Genomic DNA, 16673 nt, shown 5'->3' on the forward strand with positions numbered 1-16673 from the left:
CCTTATAAAACTGTGTGAAAGGTAGGTACTACTAAATGAATCGTATTTATAGGGTAATTTGGAGTCAGGTACGGGGCGCATATGTCGTTGTATCTGAAATCGCAAAAAGCCATACTCGTGGCTCCAAAAGCTTTGTTAGTAATTCCGCTAAAGCTTCGGTAAAAGTTGGCTTGGCGGCTATGGTTTTAACCTGCGGTAGTGGGTTGATTTCGGGTGTTGATGCAGCGCCTAACAGAGGCCTTTCTTTGGCTCCTGGTGAAGGCCCTAGTGATGGTGGGTTTACGTATTTATATCCTAGCCAAAATTCTCCTTATATTCAGATGTATGATTACAAAACACCAGGGAATCCAGGACTAGGAAATTTATATACAAATAATAAGGTGTTTGGTATCCAAATCGGTAACAATGCGAATGCTCGTGCTAATGATGGCTCCGTGTCTGGTATTTCTATCGGTGACTATTCCCAATCTCGTGCGTTGGGTATCGGTTTAGGCCACTATGCTCAATCTGAACAAATCGGTGCTATTGCTGTTGGTTCTGCTGCGAAGGCAAAAGGCTTTAACTCCTTGGCGATGATGCGTCAAGCCTATGCAGGTGAACAATATGCGGCAGCTATTGGTACGGCAGCATCCGCACAAGGTAAAGCGAGCTTGGCTATGGGCCACTCCGCATTAGCAACAGGTGATCAATCCATTGCTATCGGTTCTGCAAATCCTGATCCATTAACAGATGCAAAAGGTACACCGTACACAGCATATGACGGAACTACTAATACTCAAGCTAATGCAGCTCGTGCTATTGCTATCGGTCAAGGTGCTAAATCAAATACTGATGATAGTATAGCTATGGGTACAGGTGCTAATGTAGCGGCAGGTAGAAATTATAAAGGTGAAAACTTTACTCATGGCATAGCTATCGGCAGTAATGCCCTTTCTCAGGGAATACAAGGTGTAGCTATCGGTAACGGTGCAGCACATTATCGTGATAATGCGGTTGCTCTTGGTAACAATGCGCAAACTCGTGCGAAAGATGGCATCGCTATTGGTAATAATGCTGAATCCGGCATTCAAAATGACCCAACTTATAAAGTAAATAACTCCGTTGCTGTAGGTAACTCTGCACGTGCTCATGGTGGTTCTGGTGTTGCTCTTGGTAATGATACATATGCATTGGGCGGATCTTCTGTGGCTGCAGGTAATGCGGCATGGGCATTAGGTGAACGTTCCACAGCTATCGGTAACAATGCTCATTCTGAAGGTTACGGCTCTATTGCTATGGGTCGTGAAGCGAGTGCTTTGAGTACTCAAGATGGAGACAAGAAAAATGTTGTGGCTATCGGTGATGATGCACAAGCAACTGGCTCCCGTTCTATCGCATTGGGCGTAAGCGCTCAAGCTGGTACATTAGAACGTGTACGTGATAGCAGAGTTTATAAAGATAACGATCAATTAATCACTCAACTTAAAGCGAAAAAAGAAGTAACTGATGCGGTAGCAATCGGTAGCGAAGCTAGTGTACAAGAAAACGAAGGTTTAGCTCTCGGTAGCAAAGCAACAGTAAATAATGTTCGTGGCGTTGCATTAGGTGCTAATTCTGCAACAGCTGCCCCTGTAAGCACAGCTAGTGAAACTATTAATGGTTTAAAATACAACTATGCAGGTGGTACTGCTGATTCCACAGTTAGCGTAGGTAATACTTCTACAAAACGTACAATTACAAACGTTGCTGCTGGTCGTGTGAATGCACAATCTACAGATGCTATTAATGGTAGCCAATTATATGGCGTTGCTAATGCAGTAGGTAATGTAGCTAACAGCACTAAGAATATCTTAGGCGGCAATGCTCAGGTTGACCAAAACGGCTCTATCACCATGACTAATATTGGTGATACAGGTAAAAACACTATTCATGAAGCTATCAAATCCGCAAATTCTGGTTGGGAACTTCAAGTTAATGGCCAAAAGGTTAAAGATGTAAAAGCTCCAAACCGTACAGTGAACTTTAACGCTGGTAAAAATATTAAATTAGAAGGCGTCGGAGACAATGTTACGGTTTCAACAGTTGATAATGCAAACTTCAACTCCGTTACAACTGGTAGCGTATCTATGAGCAAAACCGGTATCAATGCTGGTGGTTATCAAATTACCAATGTACAATCTGGCGGTGATACATTAACAAATGCGGCTAATATCGGTGATATTTCTCGTATTGCTGCAAAATACGATAAATACTTGCAACGTGGTTCTGCAACGTATGAAGCAAACGGTAATGGCAAGATTAACATGACCGGTACAAATGGTTTGACTGCCGAAGTAACAGGTTTGAAAAACACGTATGTTACATCTGGTACAGTATCCAATGACGGTAAGAGATTGACATTGACACGTAATGACAATCAAACATTCGATGTTGATATCTCTAAAATCTCTAATGGCCTTTCCAAAACTGACTACCGTTTGATTGCAAACCCTGCAGCAGGTAGCAATGGCGAATATAAAGTAGCTGCTGATGGTAGCATGACATTGACTGTTGCTGATGCTGATGGTTCCAACCCTAGACAAGTTAAGTTGACGAACCTTGCTTCTAAAGAGCAACAAGATATCAATACTACTAATATCACAAATAACACTAACAAAATCGCTAAAGGCTTAAGCTTCCAAGGCGATAACAATGTTAAAATCAACAAACAACTTGGCGATACTTTAGGTATTACAGGTGGCGCTACAGGTGCTTTGTCTGACAACAACATCGGTGTTGTAGCTAAAGACGGCAACCTTAATGTTAAGTTGGCAAAAGACCTAACAGGTTTGAATAGCGTAACTGCAGGTTCTGTTCGCGTAGGTAAACATAGCGACAATAAAAACTATGTAACTGGTTTGGACAATAAAGAATGGAATGTTCAAAACCCTACCATCACATCTGGTCGTGCAGCAACTGAAGATCAGTTGAAAAAAGTGTCTGATGAAATCAAGACTACTAATGCGGCTAAAACAGATTACCGTTTGATCAACAATGCAAACTCTGCAGACGGTTCTTACTCTGTAGAAAACAACAAGGTTGACTTAAAAGTTAAAGATGAAGCTCATCCTAACAACCCTGCTAATACAGTAACAATCAATAACATCGCATCCAAAACTGAATTGGATAAATTGACAGAACGCGCTGTTAAATATGATCTTAATGGTACTACTGTTAATAAAAATAAGGTTACTTTGGAAGGTCAAGGCGGTACAACAATTACTAACTTGAAAGCTGGTGAAGTATCCTCTACTTCTACAGATGCTGTAAACGGTAGTCAATTACATGATGTGAAAATCGAAGCAGGTAAACATTCTAAAGTTACTGTTTCCGATGATAACCTCAAATTGACAACTACTCCTGCTACAAGCACTGAAGGTGCTAAATATGATCTTCGTTTGAACAACAAAGTGACATTGGGTAGCGGTAATAATCAAGTAGTTCTTGATGGTACAGCAGGTAGAGTAACTGCTAGTGGCGTTGTAATGGGCTCTCAAACTGTTCAAAATACGAAACATGCAAGCGAAACTGGTAATTATGTAACTAACTTGAGCAATAAGAGCTGGGATTCCACATCTATCGTATCCGGTCGTGCTGCGACTGAAGATCAGTTGAAAAAAGTAAGTGAACAAATTACTCAACAAGGCAGCAGTGCAACTGACTATCGTCTTGTACGAAACTCCAGCGCTGACGGTTCCTATAAGGTAAACGACAATGGTGAAGTATCCTTGACTGTAGAGGATAAAAACCATGCAGGCGTTAAAGAGCAAGTTACAATCAATAACATTGCATCCAAGACTTCTGTAGATAAATTGACAGATCGTGCTGTTAAATATGACATCAATAACGGTGTTGTTGATAAAACTAAGGTAACATTGGAAGGTGCTAATGGTACTACTATTACAAATGTAAAAGATGGTGCTGTAACAGCTACATCTACAGATGCTATTAATGGTAGCCAATTGTTCAAGACTAAAGAGGAATTGATCAATAAAGGCATGAAATTCGGTGCTGACTCTGGTAATGTAATCAATAAAAAACTTGGCGAACAAGTAAACGTTAAAGGTGGCATTACAGAAGCATCCAAATTGACTGCTGAAGACAATATCGGTGTTGTATCCGATGGCTCTAACGACTTGAAAGTTCGTTTGGCTAAAGACCTTAAAGGTTTGAACAGCGTAACTGTAGGCGATACAAAAGTTACTTCTAACGGTGTAACTATCAGCAACGGTGCTACAAACAATGCATCTGTATCCCTTACTAAAACTGGCTTGGATAATGGTGGTAACAAGATTACTAACGTTGCTCGTGGTACAATTGATAGCGATGCAGTAAACTTGGCACAATTGAAAGAAGTATCCAACAGTGCATCTGCAGCAAATACAAAGGTAGCTGAAGGTAAAAACATTAAAGTTGATGAAAGCATCGACAATGTAACTAAAGCTAAAACATATACTGTAGGCTTGAAAGATGAAGTAACATTAGGCGCAGGTAACACAGCTATCAATATCAACGGTACAACAGGTATCGTGAAAGCTGGCGTTGGCGATAATGCTGTGACTATCAACGGCACAAATGGTACTATCAACTCTGGTAAAGTAACTATTAATGGTACTACAGGTACTGTTAACGAATTGACTAACAGAACTTGGAACCCTAAAGCTATTACTAATGGTCAAGCTGCTACAGAAGATCAATTGAAAGTAGTAGACAATAAAATTGATACTACAAAAACTGAAATCGTAGAAAAAGGCTTGAATTTCCAAGGCGATGCAGGTACTGCAATTCATAAAGACCTTGGTCAAACATTGAAAATCTCTGGCGGTCAAGCTGACGCATCTAAACTTTCAGAAAATAACATTGGCATAGTTAATAACAACGGCGTATTGAATGTTAAACTTGCGAAAGACCTTAAAGGTTTGGACAGTGTAACAACTGGTGCTACAACTATTAACAACAACGGTTTGACAATCGGTGGTAACACATTTGTTACAAGCAACGGCTTCAATGCTAACGATACTCAAATCACAAACGTGAAAGCTGGTACAGAGGATAACCATGCAGTTAACCTTAAACAGTTGAAAGAAGTATCTAACAACGCAGCGGCAGCTAAAACTGTTGTAAAAGCTGGCAAAAACATCAATGTAACTGATTCTGAAGATCCACTTACTAAAGCTAAGACTTATACAGTTGGTTTACAAGACACAGTAACATTGGGTTCTGGCAATACTGCTGTTAATATCGACGGCACAAAAGGTATTGTGAAAGCCGGCGAAGGCAACAATGCTGTGACTATCAACGGTACAAATGGTACTATCAACTCCGGTAAAGTAACTATCAATGGTACTACAGGTACTGTTAACGAATTGACTAACAGAACTTGGAATCCTAATGCTATTACTAATGGTCAAGCTGCTACAGAAGATCAATTGAAAGTAGTAGACAATAAAATTGATACTACAAAAACTGAAATCGTAGAAAAAGGCTTGAACTTCCAAGGTGATGATGCTACAAGCATTCATAAAGATCTTGGTCAAACATTGAATATTACTGGCGGTCAAGCTGATGCATCTAAACTTTCAGAAAATAACATTGGCGTAGTTAATAACAACGGCGTATTGAATGTTAAACTCGCTAAAGAGTTGACTGGCTTAACAAGTGTAACAACTGGTGCTACAACAATTAATAACGAAGGTTTAACAATTGGTGGTAAGAAATTCGTTACAGCTAACGGTTTTGATGCTAACAATACACAAATCAAAAACGTAAAAGCTGGTACTGACGGCAATGATGCAGTTAACTTGAATCAATTGAACGAAGTTAAAAATGCATCCAACACTACAGTTGAAGGTAGCGAAAACATCAATGTTGATTCCACAGTAGATCCTAATACACAAGCTAAAACTTACAAAGTAGCATTGAAAGACAATGTAACCTTGGGTTCTGGCAATAATGCAATCAACATCAATGGTACTACAGGTATTATAAAAGCTGGTGACGGTGCTAATGCTGTGACTATCAATGGTACAAACGGCACTATCAACTCCGGTAAAGTGACTGTTAACGGTGCTGCTGGTACTGTAAACAACTTGACAAACATCACTTGGGATGGCAAAAACTTCACAAGTGGTCAAGCTGCAACAGAAGACCAATTGAAAATTGTTGATAAGAAAATCACTGACAACAGCACTGATTTGACTAAGAAAGGCTTGAACTTCCAAGCTGATTCTGGCGAATTAATTCATAAAGATCTTGGTCAAACATTAGATGTTGTAGGTGGCATTACTGAGAAATCTAAATTGTCCGACAACAACATCGGTGTAGTATCTGAAAATGGTAAGTTGAATGTTAAACTTGCAAAAGATTTAACAGGCTTGAACAGTGTAACAACGGGTCAAACAACTATCAATAATGATGGCTTGACAATCAACAACAAACAATTCGTTACAGCAAATGGCTTCAATGCTAACAATACACAAATCAAAAACGTAACTGCTGGTGTAGAAGACAACGATGCTGTTAACGTTAAACAATTGAACGATGTAAAAGCTGCATCTAATACAAAAGTAGAAGGTAGCAAAAACATCAATGTTGATGAAACTGTAGATACTGTAACAAAAGCTAAAACTTACACAGTTGCATTGAAAGACACTGTAACATTAGGTTCCGGTAACACAGCTGTTAACATTGACGGTACAAAAGGTATCGTAAAAGCTGGCGACGGCACTAATGCAGTAACTATCAATGGCGTGACAGGCAATATCAATGCAGGTAAAGTTCTTGTTAACGGTGCAAACGGTACTGTAAACAACTTGACTAACACAACTTGGGATCCTGCAAACATCACAAGTGGTCAAGCTGCAACAGAAGACCAATTGAAAATTGTTGATAAGAAAATCACTGACAACAGCACTGACTTGACTAAGAAAGGCTTGAACTTCCAAGCTGACTCTGGCGAATTAATTCATAAAGACCTTGGTCAAACATTGGATGTTGTAGGTGGCATTTCTGATAAAGCTAAATTGTCTGATGGCAATATCGGTGTTGTATCCGAAAACGGTAAGTTGAATGTTAAACTTGCAAAAGACTTAACAAACTTGAACAGCGTAACAACTGGTCAAACAACTATCAACAACGATGGCTTGACAATCAACAACAAACAATTCGTTACAGCAAATGGTTTCAACGCTAACAATACGCAAATCAAAAACGTAATTGCTGGTGTAGAAGATAATGATGCTGTTAACGTTAAACAATTGAACGATGTAAAAGCTGCATCTAATACAAAAGTAGAAGGTAGCAAAAACATCGACGTTGATGAAGCTGTAAATCCAACTACAAAAGCTAAAACTTACACAGTTGCATTGAAAGATACTGTAACATTAGGTTCCGGTAACACAGCAGTTAACATCGACGGTACAAAAGGTATCGTAAAAGCTGGCGACGGCACTAATGCAGTAACTATCAATGGCGTAAACAGCACAATTAATGCTGGTAAAGTAGCAATTGATGGCGTAACAGGTAACATCAATGCAGGTAAAGTTCTAGTTAACGGTGCGAACGGTACTGTAAACAACTTGACTAACATTACTTGGGATCCTGCACATATCACAAGCGGTCAAGCTGCAACAGAAGATCAATTGAAAGTTGTAGATAACAAAATTGATAAGAACACTGAAAACTTGACTAAGAAAGGCTTGAACTTCCAAGCTGATTCTGGCGAAGTAATCCATAAAGATCTTGGTCAAACATTGGATGTTGTAGGTGGCATTACTGATAAAGCTAAATTGTCTGACAACAATATTGGTGTGGTATCCGAAAACGGTAAGTTGAATGTTAAACTTGCAAAAGATTTAACAGGCTTGAACAGTGTAACAACTGGTCAAACAACAATCAACAACAATGGCTTGACAATTGGTGGTAATACATTTGTTACAAACAATGGTTTCAATGCAAACAATACACAAATCAAAAATGTTAAAGCTGGTACAGAAGATAGTGATGCTGTCAACCTTAAACAATTGAATGAAGTAAAAGCTGCGTCCGATACTAAGGTAAAAGGTAGCAAGAACATTCATGTTGAAGAAGAAATCAACGATCTTACAAAAGCTAAAACATACACTGTAAACTTGAAAGATACAGTGACATTGGGCTCCGGTAGTACATCAGTTCATTTCGATGGTACAACAGGTATCATTAGAGCTGGCGAAGGTGCTAATGCTGTAAATATCAATGGTACAAACGGTACAATCAACTCCGGTAAGGTAACTATCAACGGTGGTTCTGGTACTGTTAACGATTTGACTAACAGAACTTGGGATCCTAATAAGATTACTAATGGTCAAGCTGCGACAGAAGATCAATTGAAAGTTGTAGACAACAAAATTGATAAAAATACTGAAGACTTGACTAAGAAAGGCTTGAACTTCAAAGGCGACTCCGGTGAAGCTATCCATAAAGACCTTGGTCAAACATTGGAACTTAAAGGTGGCGAAGCTGATGCTTCTAAACTTTCAAATGGTAACATTGGCGTAGTTAATGAAAACGGCAACTTGAACGTTAAACTCGCTAAGAATCTTAAAGGTCTTGATTCCGTAACTGTTGGTTCCGATCCAAGCAAACAAGTTGTTCTTGATAATAAAGGCGTGTCCGTAGGCGGTAAAACATACATTTCTAACGAAGGCTTAAACGCAAATAATCAAAAGATTACTAACGTGGCAGCTGGTGTAAATGATACAGATGCAGTTAACGTTCAACAGTTGAAGAGCAGCATGGCGGCAGCAACTACAACAGTGAAAGCTGGCGATAGCGGCAATACAACTGTAACATCTACAACAAATGCGGATAAGTCCAAAACATACACTGTAGATATCAAAAAAGACTTGAACTTACGTAGTGTAACTACAACTACAGACGATCAACAACACTCCACTTTAACAAACGGTAGAGGTGTTACAAGCACTGATACATTTGGTAATAAGACTACTCTTACTGCAGATAATGTGAAAGTATCTGATAGTCAAAATAATACAACTCAAACAACAGCTAAAGGTGTACTTGTAGATAATCCAACTAAGGCCACTGAGTTGACTGTTGACGGTGTTGTAACTACTGACAAAAAGACTAAGAGAACAAGCACAACTGCAGATGGTGTGGTTGTTACATCTGGCATGGGTAGTACTAAAGTAACTACTACTGTTAGCAGCAACGGTGTTGCAATTACTACTCCTCCAGCAGGTCAAGGGTCCCCTAAAGATGGTACTGGTGCAGTAACATTGACTAAGGACGGCTTGAACAATGGTGGCAATAAAGTTGTTAACATGGCAAGTGGTTATGGCGAAGGCGAAGATATCAACAATATTGCTGATAATAGCAGCAGCTTAACAAATGGTGCTAACATCGGCGACTTGAAAAAAGGTATCGATGGCCTTAAGAAAGCTGGCTTAGACTTTGCAGGTGACAAAGGTGAATTCCATCGTAACTTAGGTGAAAAAGTAACCGTTAAAGGTGGCGTTACTGATGAAAGCAAACTTTCCTCTGCAAACAATATCGGTGTTATTTCCGATAACAACGGCAGCTTGAATGTTCGTTTGGCAAAAGATATTACTGGTATCAACTCCATTACAACTATGGATAACTCCGGTCATACAACTGTAACAAACGGTAATGGTATCACAATCAAAAATAATGGTGGTGGCAGCGTATCCTTAACAAGCTCTGGTTTGAATAACGGTGGTAATAAGATTACTAACGTAGCACCAGGTGAAATTAGCTCCACTTCTACTGATGCTGTTAATGGTTCCCAACTTAATCGTGTTGCAAACAGCATGAATAATGTTGTAAAAGAAGTTCGTCAAGTTGGTGCTTTATCCTCCGCGTTGTCTGCATTGAAACCTATGGCTTATGATCCTTACGAACCTACTCAAATCATGGCAGGTTATGGTAACTACCGTGGTGACTCCGCATTGGCATTAGGCGTGGCTCATTACAAAAATGAATCCATGATGTTACATGCTGGCGTAGCTTGGGCGGGTAGCAATAGCCATATGATGGCAAATGCTGGTGTAACTTGGAAAGTAGGCAACAGAGACGGTGAAGCAGAAACTGCAGATCGTTATCGTAAAGGACCTATCAGTTCTACATATGCAATGCAACGTGAACTTGCTGCAATGAAAGCTGAAAATCAAGGATTAAAAGGTGAAGTAGCTGATTTGAAAGCTGAAAATGAACAAATGAAAGCTAATATTGCTGCAATGATGGCAAGACTAGGTTTATAATACGTTCATGCTGAACATTACGGGTTGAGGATTCCCTTTTGGGGGTCCTCTCACCCGATTTAATTCGTTGATAGAAAAGAGGAATATATAATGAAAAAATCCACTTTGCTTGCTTTCACAGCGGCAGTATTATTCGGCAGTGGCGTATTCCATGTTAATGCGGCATCTGCTACATTTGATGATCCATTGCTTTTACCAAATCCGGCTAAAGCGCCTACAACAGGTTCTGTTGTATTGGTTCCTGTGGCTAGCCCTCAGGCTGTGCAAAGTATCCATGAATTTGTGAAAGCATGGGAAAATGCGGAAAAACACATTGCTTTAGCTGAAAGCAAAAAGAATAATCATCAAGCGTTAACTAAAGAAGAAGCTAAATGGTTACATTCTAAAGATAAGCATAACTATGCTGATTATTTCCGTAAACATTCTTTAGGTTATGTACATGGCCAAGAAACTGCATTGAACTGGAATGGTGAAAACCGTAATAAAAACGAGTATAGCTATTACACATTCCCTAAATATGATAAGGACCAAGGTTACACAAATAGCTATGGTTACAATGTATTGCGCAGCATGGTTGATCGCATGAATGAATTGCTTCAAAAACAAAAGGCCGTTGGCGGTCCTTTGACTGATGAAGAAGCACAAGCATTGGAAGATGCTATGCTTGATATCATGGCTCAAGATCAAGAACATGTATCTAATGAAGAATTGCGTTATTACATGAACGAAGCAGTTTGGTTTGCTACAAAACAAACTGTAAAAAATATGTCTGCAGAAGAACCTTCTGTTGGCGATATGCACGAAATCAACCTTCGTGAAGCGATTCAAACAGATAACTAATTATCTAATACATATATAATTAAATCTTTATATGTATAACTTTTGTTGTATAGAGTATGCAGATGCAATACCTTATATATAAAAGTTTTTAATATGCAGTGTTGAGACGCAAATAAGGGATTCTATAAATACACTGTTATATAGGCAAGAAGCCGCAACAGAATGCAATATGTATTCTTGTTGCGGCTTCTTTTTATTTTAAATTCTCCTTATATGATATGTGTGGAAACGTGATATAACTCAAGTTTTAAATTTGTAAAATTAGGCTGTGAAAGTGTGTAAAAATAATGGCAAAAATTTTCTGAAATTTATAGTAAAATTTGCCCAAATTTTGTTGACATCAGTATATGGAAATGTTATTATATTCAAGTACCCCATATGAAGGGGCACAGATCTTTGAAAACTGAACAATGATAGGTAATCAATCGAAATGATTGAACATATGCCAGAGTGCGGGTTTTGACATAGTCAAAACCAACCATAATTCAAAGTTACTTAAAAGTAACGACAACAAATAATGAGCTATTCAAATAGCTTCAAGATATCTTGGAGAGTTTGATCCTGGCTCAGGACGAACGCTGGCGGCGTGCTTAACACATGCAAGTCGAACGAAGAGCGATGGAAGCTTGCTTCTATCAATCTTAGTGGCGAACGGGTGAGTAACGCGTAATCAACCTGCCCTTCAGAGGGGGACAACAGTTGGAAACGACTGCTAATACCGCATACGATCTAATCTCGGCATCGAGGATAGATGAAAGGTGGCCTCTACATGTAAGCTATCACTGAAGGAGGGGATTGCGTCTGATTAGCTAGTTGGAGGGGTAACGGCCCACCAAGGCGATGATCAGTAGCCGGTCTGAGAGGATGAACGGCCACATTGGGACTGAGACACGGCCCAGACTCCTACGGGAGGCAGCAGTGGGGAATCTTCCGCAATGGACGAAAGTCTGACGGAGCAACGCCGCGTGAGTGATGACGGCCTTCGGGTTGTAAAGCTCTGTTAATCGGGACGAAAGGCCTTCTTGCGAATAGTGAGAAGGATTGACGGTACCGGAATAGAAAGCCACGGCTAACTACGTGCCAGCAGCCGCGGTAATACGTAGGTGGCAAGCGTTGTCCGGAATTATTGGGCGTAAAGCGCGCGCAGGCGGATAGGTCAGTCTGTCTTAAAAGTTCGGGGCTTAACCCCGTGATGGGATGGAAACTGCCAATCTAGAGTATCGGAGAGGAAAGTGGAATTCCTAGTGTAGCGGTGAAATGCGTAGATATTAGGAAGAACACCAGTGGCGAAGGCGACTTTCTGGACGAAAACTGACGCTGAGGCGCGAAAGCCAGGGGAGCGAACGGGATTAGATACCCCGGTAGTCCTGGCCGTAAACGATGGGTACTAGGTGTAGGAGGTATCGACCCCTTCTGTGCCGGAGTTAACGCAATAAGTACCCCGCCTGGGGAGTACGACCGCAAGGTTGAAACTCAAAGGAATTGACGGGGGCCCGCACAAGCGGTGGAGTATGTGGTTTAATTCGACGCAACGCGAAGAACCTTACCAGGTCTTGACATTGATGGACAGAACCAGAGATGGTTCCTCTTCTTCGGAAGCCAGAAAACAGGTGGTGCACGGTTGTCGTCAGCTCGTGTCGTGAGATGTTGGGTTAAGTCCCGCAACGAGCGCAACCCCTATCTTATGTTGCCAGCACTTTGGGTGGGGACTCATGAGAGACTGCCGCAGACAATGCGGAGGAAGGCGGGGATGACGTCAAATCATCATGCCCCTTATGACCTGGGCTACACACGTACTACAATGGGAGTTAATAGACGGAAGCGAGATCGCGAGATGGAGCAAACCCGAGAAACACTCTCTCAGTTCGGATCGTAGGCTGCAACTCGCCTACGTGAAGTCGGAATCGCTAGTAATCGCAGGTCAGCATACTGCGGTGAATACGTTCCCGGGCCTTGTACACACCGCCCGTCACACCACGAAAGTCGGAAGTGCCCAAAGCCGGTGGGGTAACCTTCGGGAGCCAGCCGTCTAAGGTAAAGTCGATGATTGGGGTGAAGTCGTAACAAGGTAGCCGTATCGGAAGGTGCGGCTGGATCACCTCCTTTCTAGGGAGACATACACCAAGCCGAGAGCTTGGATGTCACTTAGGTCGACACTTTGGCGAGTAAGTAGACGTAGCATAAGCGCTAGCTGTACTTACACACTTATCATTGTTTGGTTTTGAGAGATCTGTAAAGACTCTCAGATGGTTTAATACCATTTACAATTTAATAGATTTCGATGGCTATCTAGGCGCATGAGATGAACGATGTCGCCGCGTAATGGTAATTACGCAAGACAAGTGAAGCGAATGCAACGACGATAGACGCGAAATATATGAATTGTTTGTTCTTTGAAAACTGCATAGAAGAATTAATATATATTTGTAAGGTCATCTCTTAGAATTTCTAAGTAGGTTGACCCGAGCACATAGGAAATAATTCTCTGACTTAATGGTGACGTACATGAAAATGTACGGCTACAAAAAACGACAATGTATCTAATGCATGTCAATAAAATCTAAAAATAGATTTTCGTCAGAAGATGTAAAATAAGTAAAGATTTTAAGGGCGTACGGTGGATGCCTTGGCGATATCAGCCGAAGAAGGACGCGGTAAGCTGCGATAAGCTACGGAGAGGTGCAAGCAACCTGTGACCCGTAGATTTCCGAATGGGGGAACCCGGCAGTGGTTATGCACTGTCACCCATAGCTTAGACTATGAGGAGGGCACCTGGGGAACTGAAACATCTAATTACCCAGAGGAACAGTAATCAAACGAGATTTTCTTAGTAGCGGCGAGCGAACGGGAAAGAGGCCAAACCGGAGCGGGCAACCGCACCGGGGTTGAGGACAGTCATCAAGTGTAAATGAGGTAGAAGAATCGAGCTGGAAAGCTCAGCCGTAGAAGGTGAAAGCCCTGTAATCGAAACCTTGCATACATGGGATTGTATCCAGAGTACCACGAGACACGTGAAACCTTGTGGGAAGCAGGGGGGACCACCCTCCAAGCCAAAATACTGATATCGACCGATAGCGCATAGTACCGTGAGGGAAAGGTGAAAAGAACCCCTGGCGGGGAGTGAAAGAGAACCTGAAACCGTATGTCTACAAACAGTCGAAGTCTGTATATATATCAGGACGACGGCGTGCCTATTGAAGAATGAACCGACGAGTTACTGTTGCTAGCGAGGTTAAGTGGAAAACATGGAGCCGCAGCGAAAGCGAGTCTGAACAGGGCGTTCAGTTAGTAATAGTAGACCCGAAACCGTAGTGATCTATCCATGGCCAGGTTGAAGCACAGGTAAAATTGTGTGGAGGACCGAACTCGTGAGCGTTGAAAAGCTTTGGGATGAGTTGTGGATAGGGGTGAAATGCCAATCGAACACGGAGATAGCTGGTTCTCCCCGAAATAGCTTTAGGGCTAGCCTCGAGGTAGAGAGTATAGGCGGTAGAGCACTGATCGGGCTAGGGGCCATACCGGTTACCGAACCTAGTCAAACTACGAATGGCTATACTTATACTCGGGAGTCAGACAGTGAATGATAAGGTCCATTGTCAAGAGGGAAACAGCCCAGAACACCGACTAAGGTCCCCAATGTTACACTAAGTGGCGAAGGATGTGGAATTTCCAAAACAACCAGGATGTTGGCTTAGAAGCAGCCACCATTTAAAGAGTGCGTAATAGCTCACTGGTCGAGAGACTCTGCGCCGAAAATGTCCGGGGCTAAAGTGTAAAACCGAAGTCGTGTCATATGCAGCAATGTATATGGGTAGGGGAGCGTTCTCATCGGGCTGAAGCAGTACCGTAAGGAGTTGTGGACTGATGAGAAGTGAGAATGTCGGTATGAGTAGCGAAAAGAATGGTGAGAATCCATTCCACCGAAAGCCTAAGGGTTCCTGAGCAACGATCGTCGTCTCAGGGTAAGTCGGGACCTAAGCCGAGGCGGAAAAGCGTAGGCGATGGACAACAGGTTGAAATTCCTGTACCGGTGTGAATCGTTTGATCGATGGAGTGACACAGTAAGGTAGGTCAGCACGCGATTGGAAGAGCGTGTTTAAGCAGGTAGGTTGAGCTATAGGTAAATCCGTAGCTCTAAAAGCTGAGATGTGATGACGAGTGACTAGCAATAGTCGCGAAGTGATTGATCCTACACTGTCGAGAAAAGCTTCTAGGTAGAGACACATCGCCCGTACCAAAACCGACACAGGTAGGCGGGGAGAGAATCCTAAGGTGCGCGGGAAAACCCTCGTTAAGGAACTCGGCAAAATGCCTCCGTAACTTCGGGAAAAGGAGGACTCATGTAGTGTGAAGAGCAGAAGCGCTTGGAGCATGAATGAGTGGCACAAGAGAGGCGCAAGCGACTGTTTACCACAAACACAGGTGCCTGCTAAAGCGAAAGCTGATGTATAGGTGCTGACACCTGCCCGGTGCTGGAAGGTTAAGAGGAGGGGTTAGACTTTGGTCGAAGCTCTGAATTGAAGCCCCAGTAAACGGCGGCCGTAACTATAACGGTCCTAAGGTAGCGAAATTCCTTGTCGGGTAAGTTCCGACCCGCACGAAAGGTGTAACGACTTGCGCACTGTCTCAACGAGGGACCCGGTGAAATTGAAGTACCTGTGAAGATGCAGGTTACCCGCGACTGGACAGAAAGACCCCATGGAGCTTTACTGCAACCTAAGATTGAACTTAGTTAATGAATGTACAGGATAGGTGGGAGACTTAGAACCTAGGACGCCAGTTTTAGGGGAGTCGCTGTTGGGATACCACCCTTTCATTAATTGATTTCTAACGGGCCGAGTAACGACCGGCCGGACAGTCTTAGGCGGGCAGTTTGACTGGGGCGGTCGCCTCCAAAAGAGTAACGGAGGCGCCCAAAGGTTCCCTCAGAGCGGACGGAAATCGCTCGAAGAGTGTAAAGGCAGAAGGGAGCTTGACTGCGAGACGGACAGGTCGAGCAGGGACGAAAGTCGGGCTTAGTGATCCGGTGGTGCCGAGTGGAAGGGCCATCGCTCAACGGATAAAAGCTACCCTGGGGATAACAGGCTAATCTCTCCCAAGAGTCCATATCGACGGGGAGGTTTGGCACCTCGATGTCGGCTCATCACATCCTGGGGCTGAAGTAGGTCCCAAGGGTTCGGCTGTTCGCCGATTAAAGTGGTACGTGAGCTGGGTTCAGAACGTCGTGAGACAGTTCGGTCCCTATCCATCGCGGGCGTAAGAAACTTGAAGGGGGCTGCTCCTAGTACGAGAGGACCGGAGTGGACGAACCGCTGGTGTACCAATTATCCTGCCAAGGGTACAGTTGGGTAGCTACGTTCGGGACGGATAAACGCTGAAAGCATCTAAGCGTGAAACCAGCCTTGAGATGAGGTTTCTCATAGCGTAAGCTAGTAAGATCCCATGTAGACGACATGGTAGATAGGCCAGGTGTGGAAGAGCCGTGAGGTTTGGAGCTGACTGGTACTAATCGATCGAGGGCTTTACTTATAAGCAGCG

The 16673-nt window shown here is 42.5% G+C and carries 2 protein-coding genes and 2 rRNA genes; all 4 read left to right on the forward strand.

The features are described from left to right. Positions 1–35: 35 nt before the first annotated feature. The 4 genes from PK1910_RS08150 to PK1910_RS08165 all read left to right on the forward strand — a co-directional run bounded on the left by PK1910_RS08150 (position 36) and on the right by PK1910_RS08165 (position 16664). Positions 36–10295: an ESPR-type extended signal peptide-containing protein gene (locus PK1910_RS08150; RefSeq protein ID WP_058948380.1), complete on the forward strand. Its 10260-nt coding sequence runs from the start codon at positions 36–38 to the stop codon at positions 10293–10295. A gap of 90 nt (positions 10296–10385) precedes the next feature. Further along, complete coding sequence (locus tag PK1910_RS08155) at positions 10386–11135, forward strand: hypothetical protein (protein ID WP_058948381.1); 750 nt, start codon at positions 10386–10388, stop codon at positions 11133–11135. 543 nt (positions 11136–11678) lie between these two features. Then, a 16S ribosomal RNA gene (locus tag PK1910_RS08160) occupies positions 11679–13241 on the forward strand. 488 nt (positions 13242–13729) lie between these two features. Then, positions 13730–16664 (forward strand): 23S ribosomal RNA (locus PK1910_RS08165). Together the 16S and 23S rRNA genes form the textbook arrangement of a ribosomal RNA operon. Positions 16665–16673: the final 9 nt, after the last annotated feature.

Source organism: Veillonella parvula (assembly GCF_036456085.1).
In the GTDB taxonomy this organism is placed as follows: Bacteria; Bacillota; Negativicutes; order Veillonellales; family Veillonellaceae; genus Veillonella; species Veillonella parvula_E.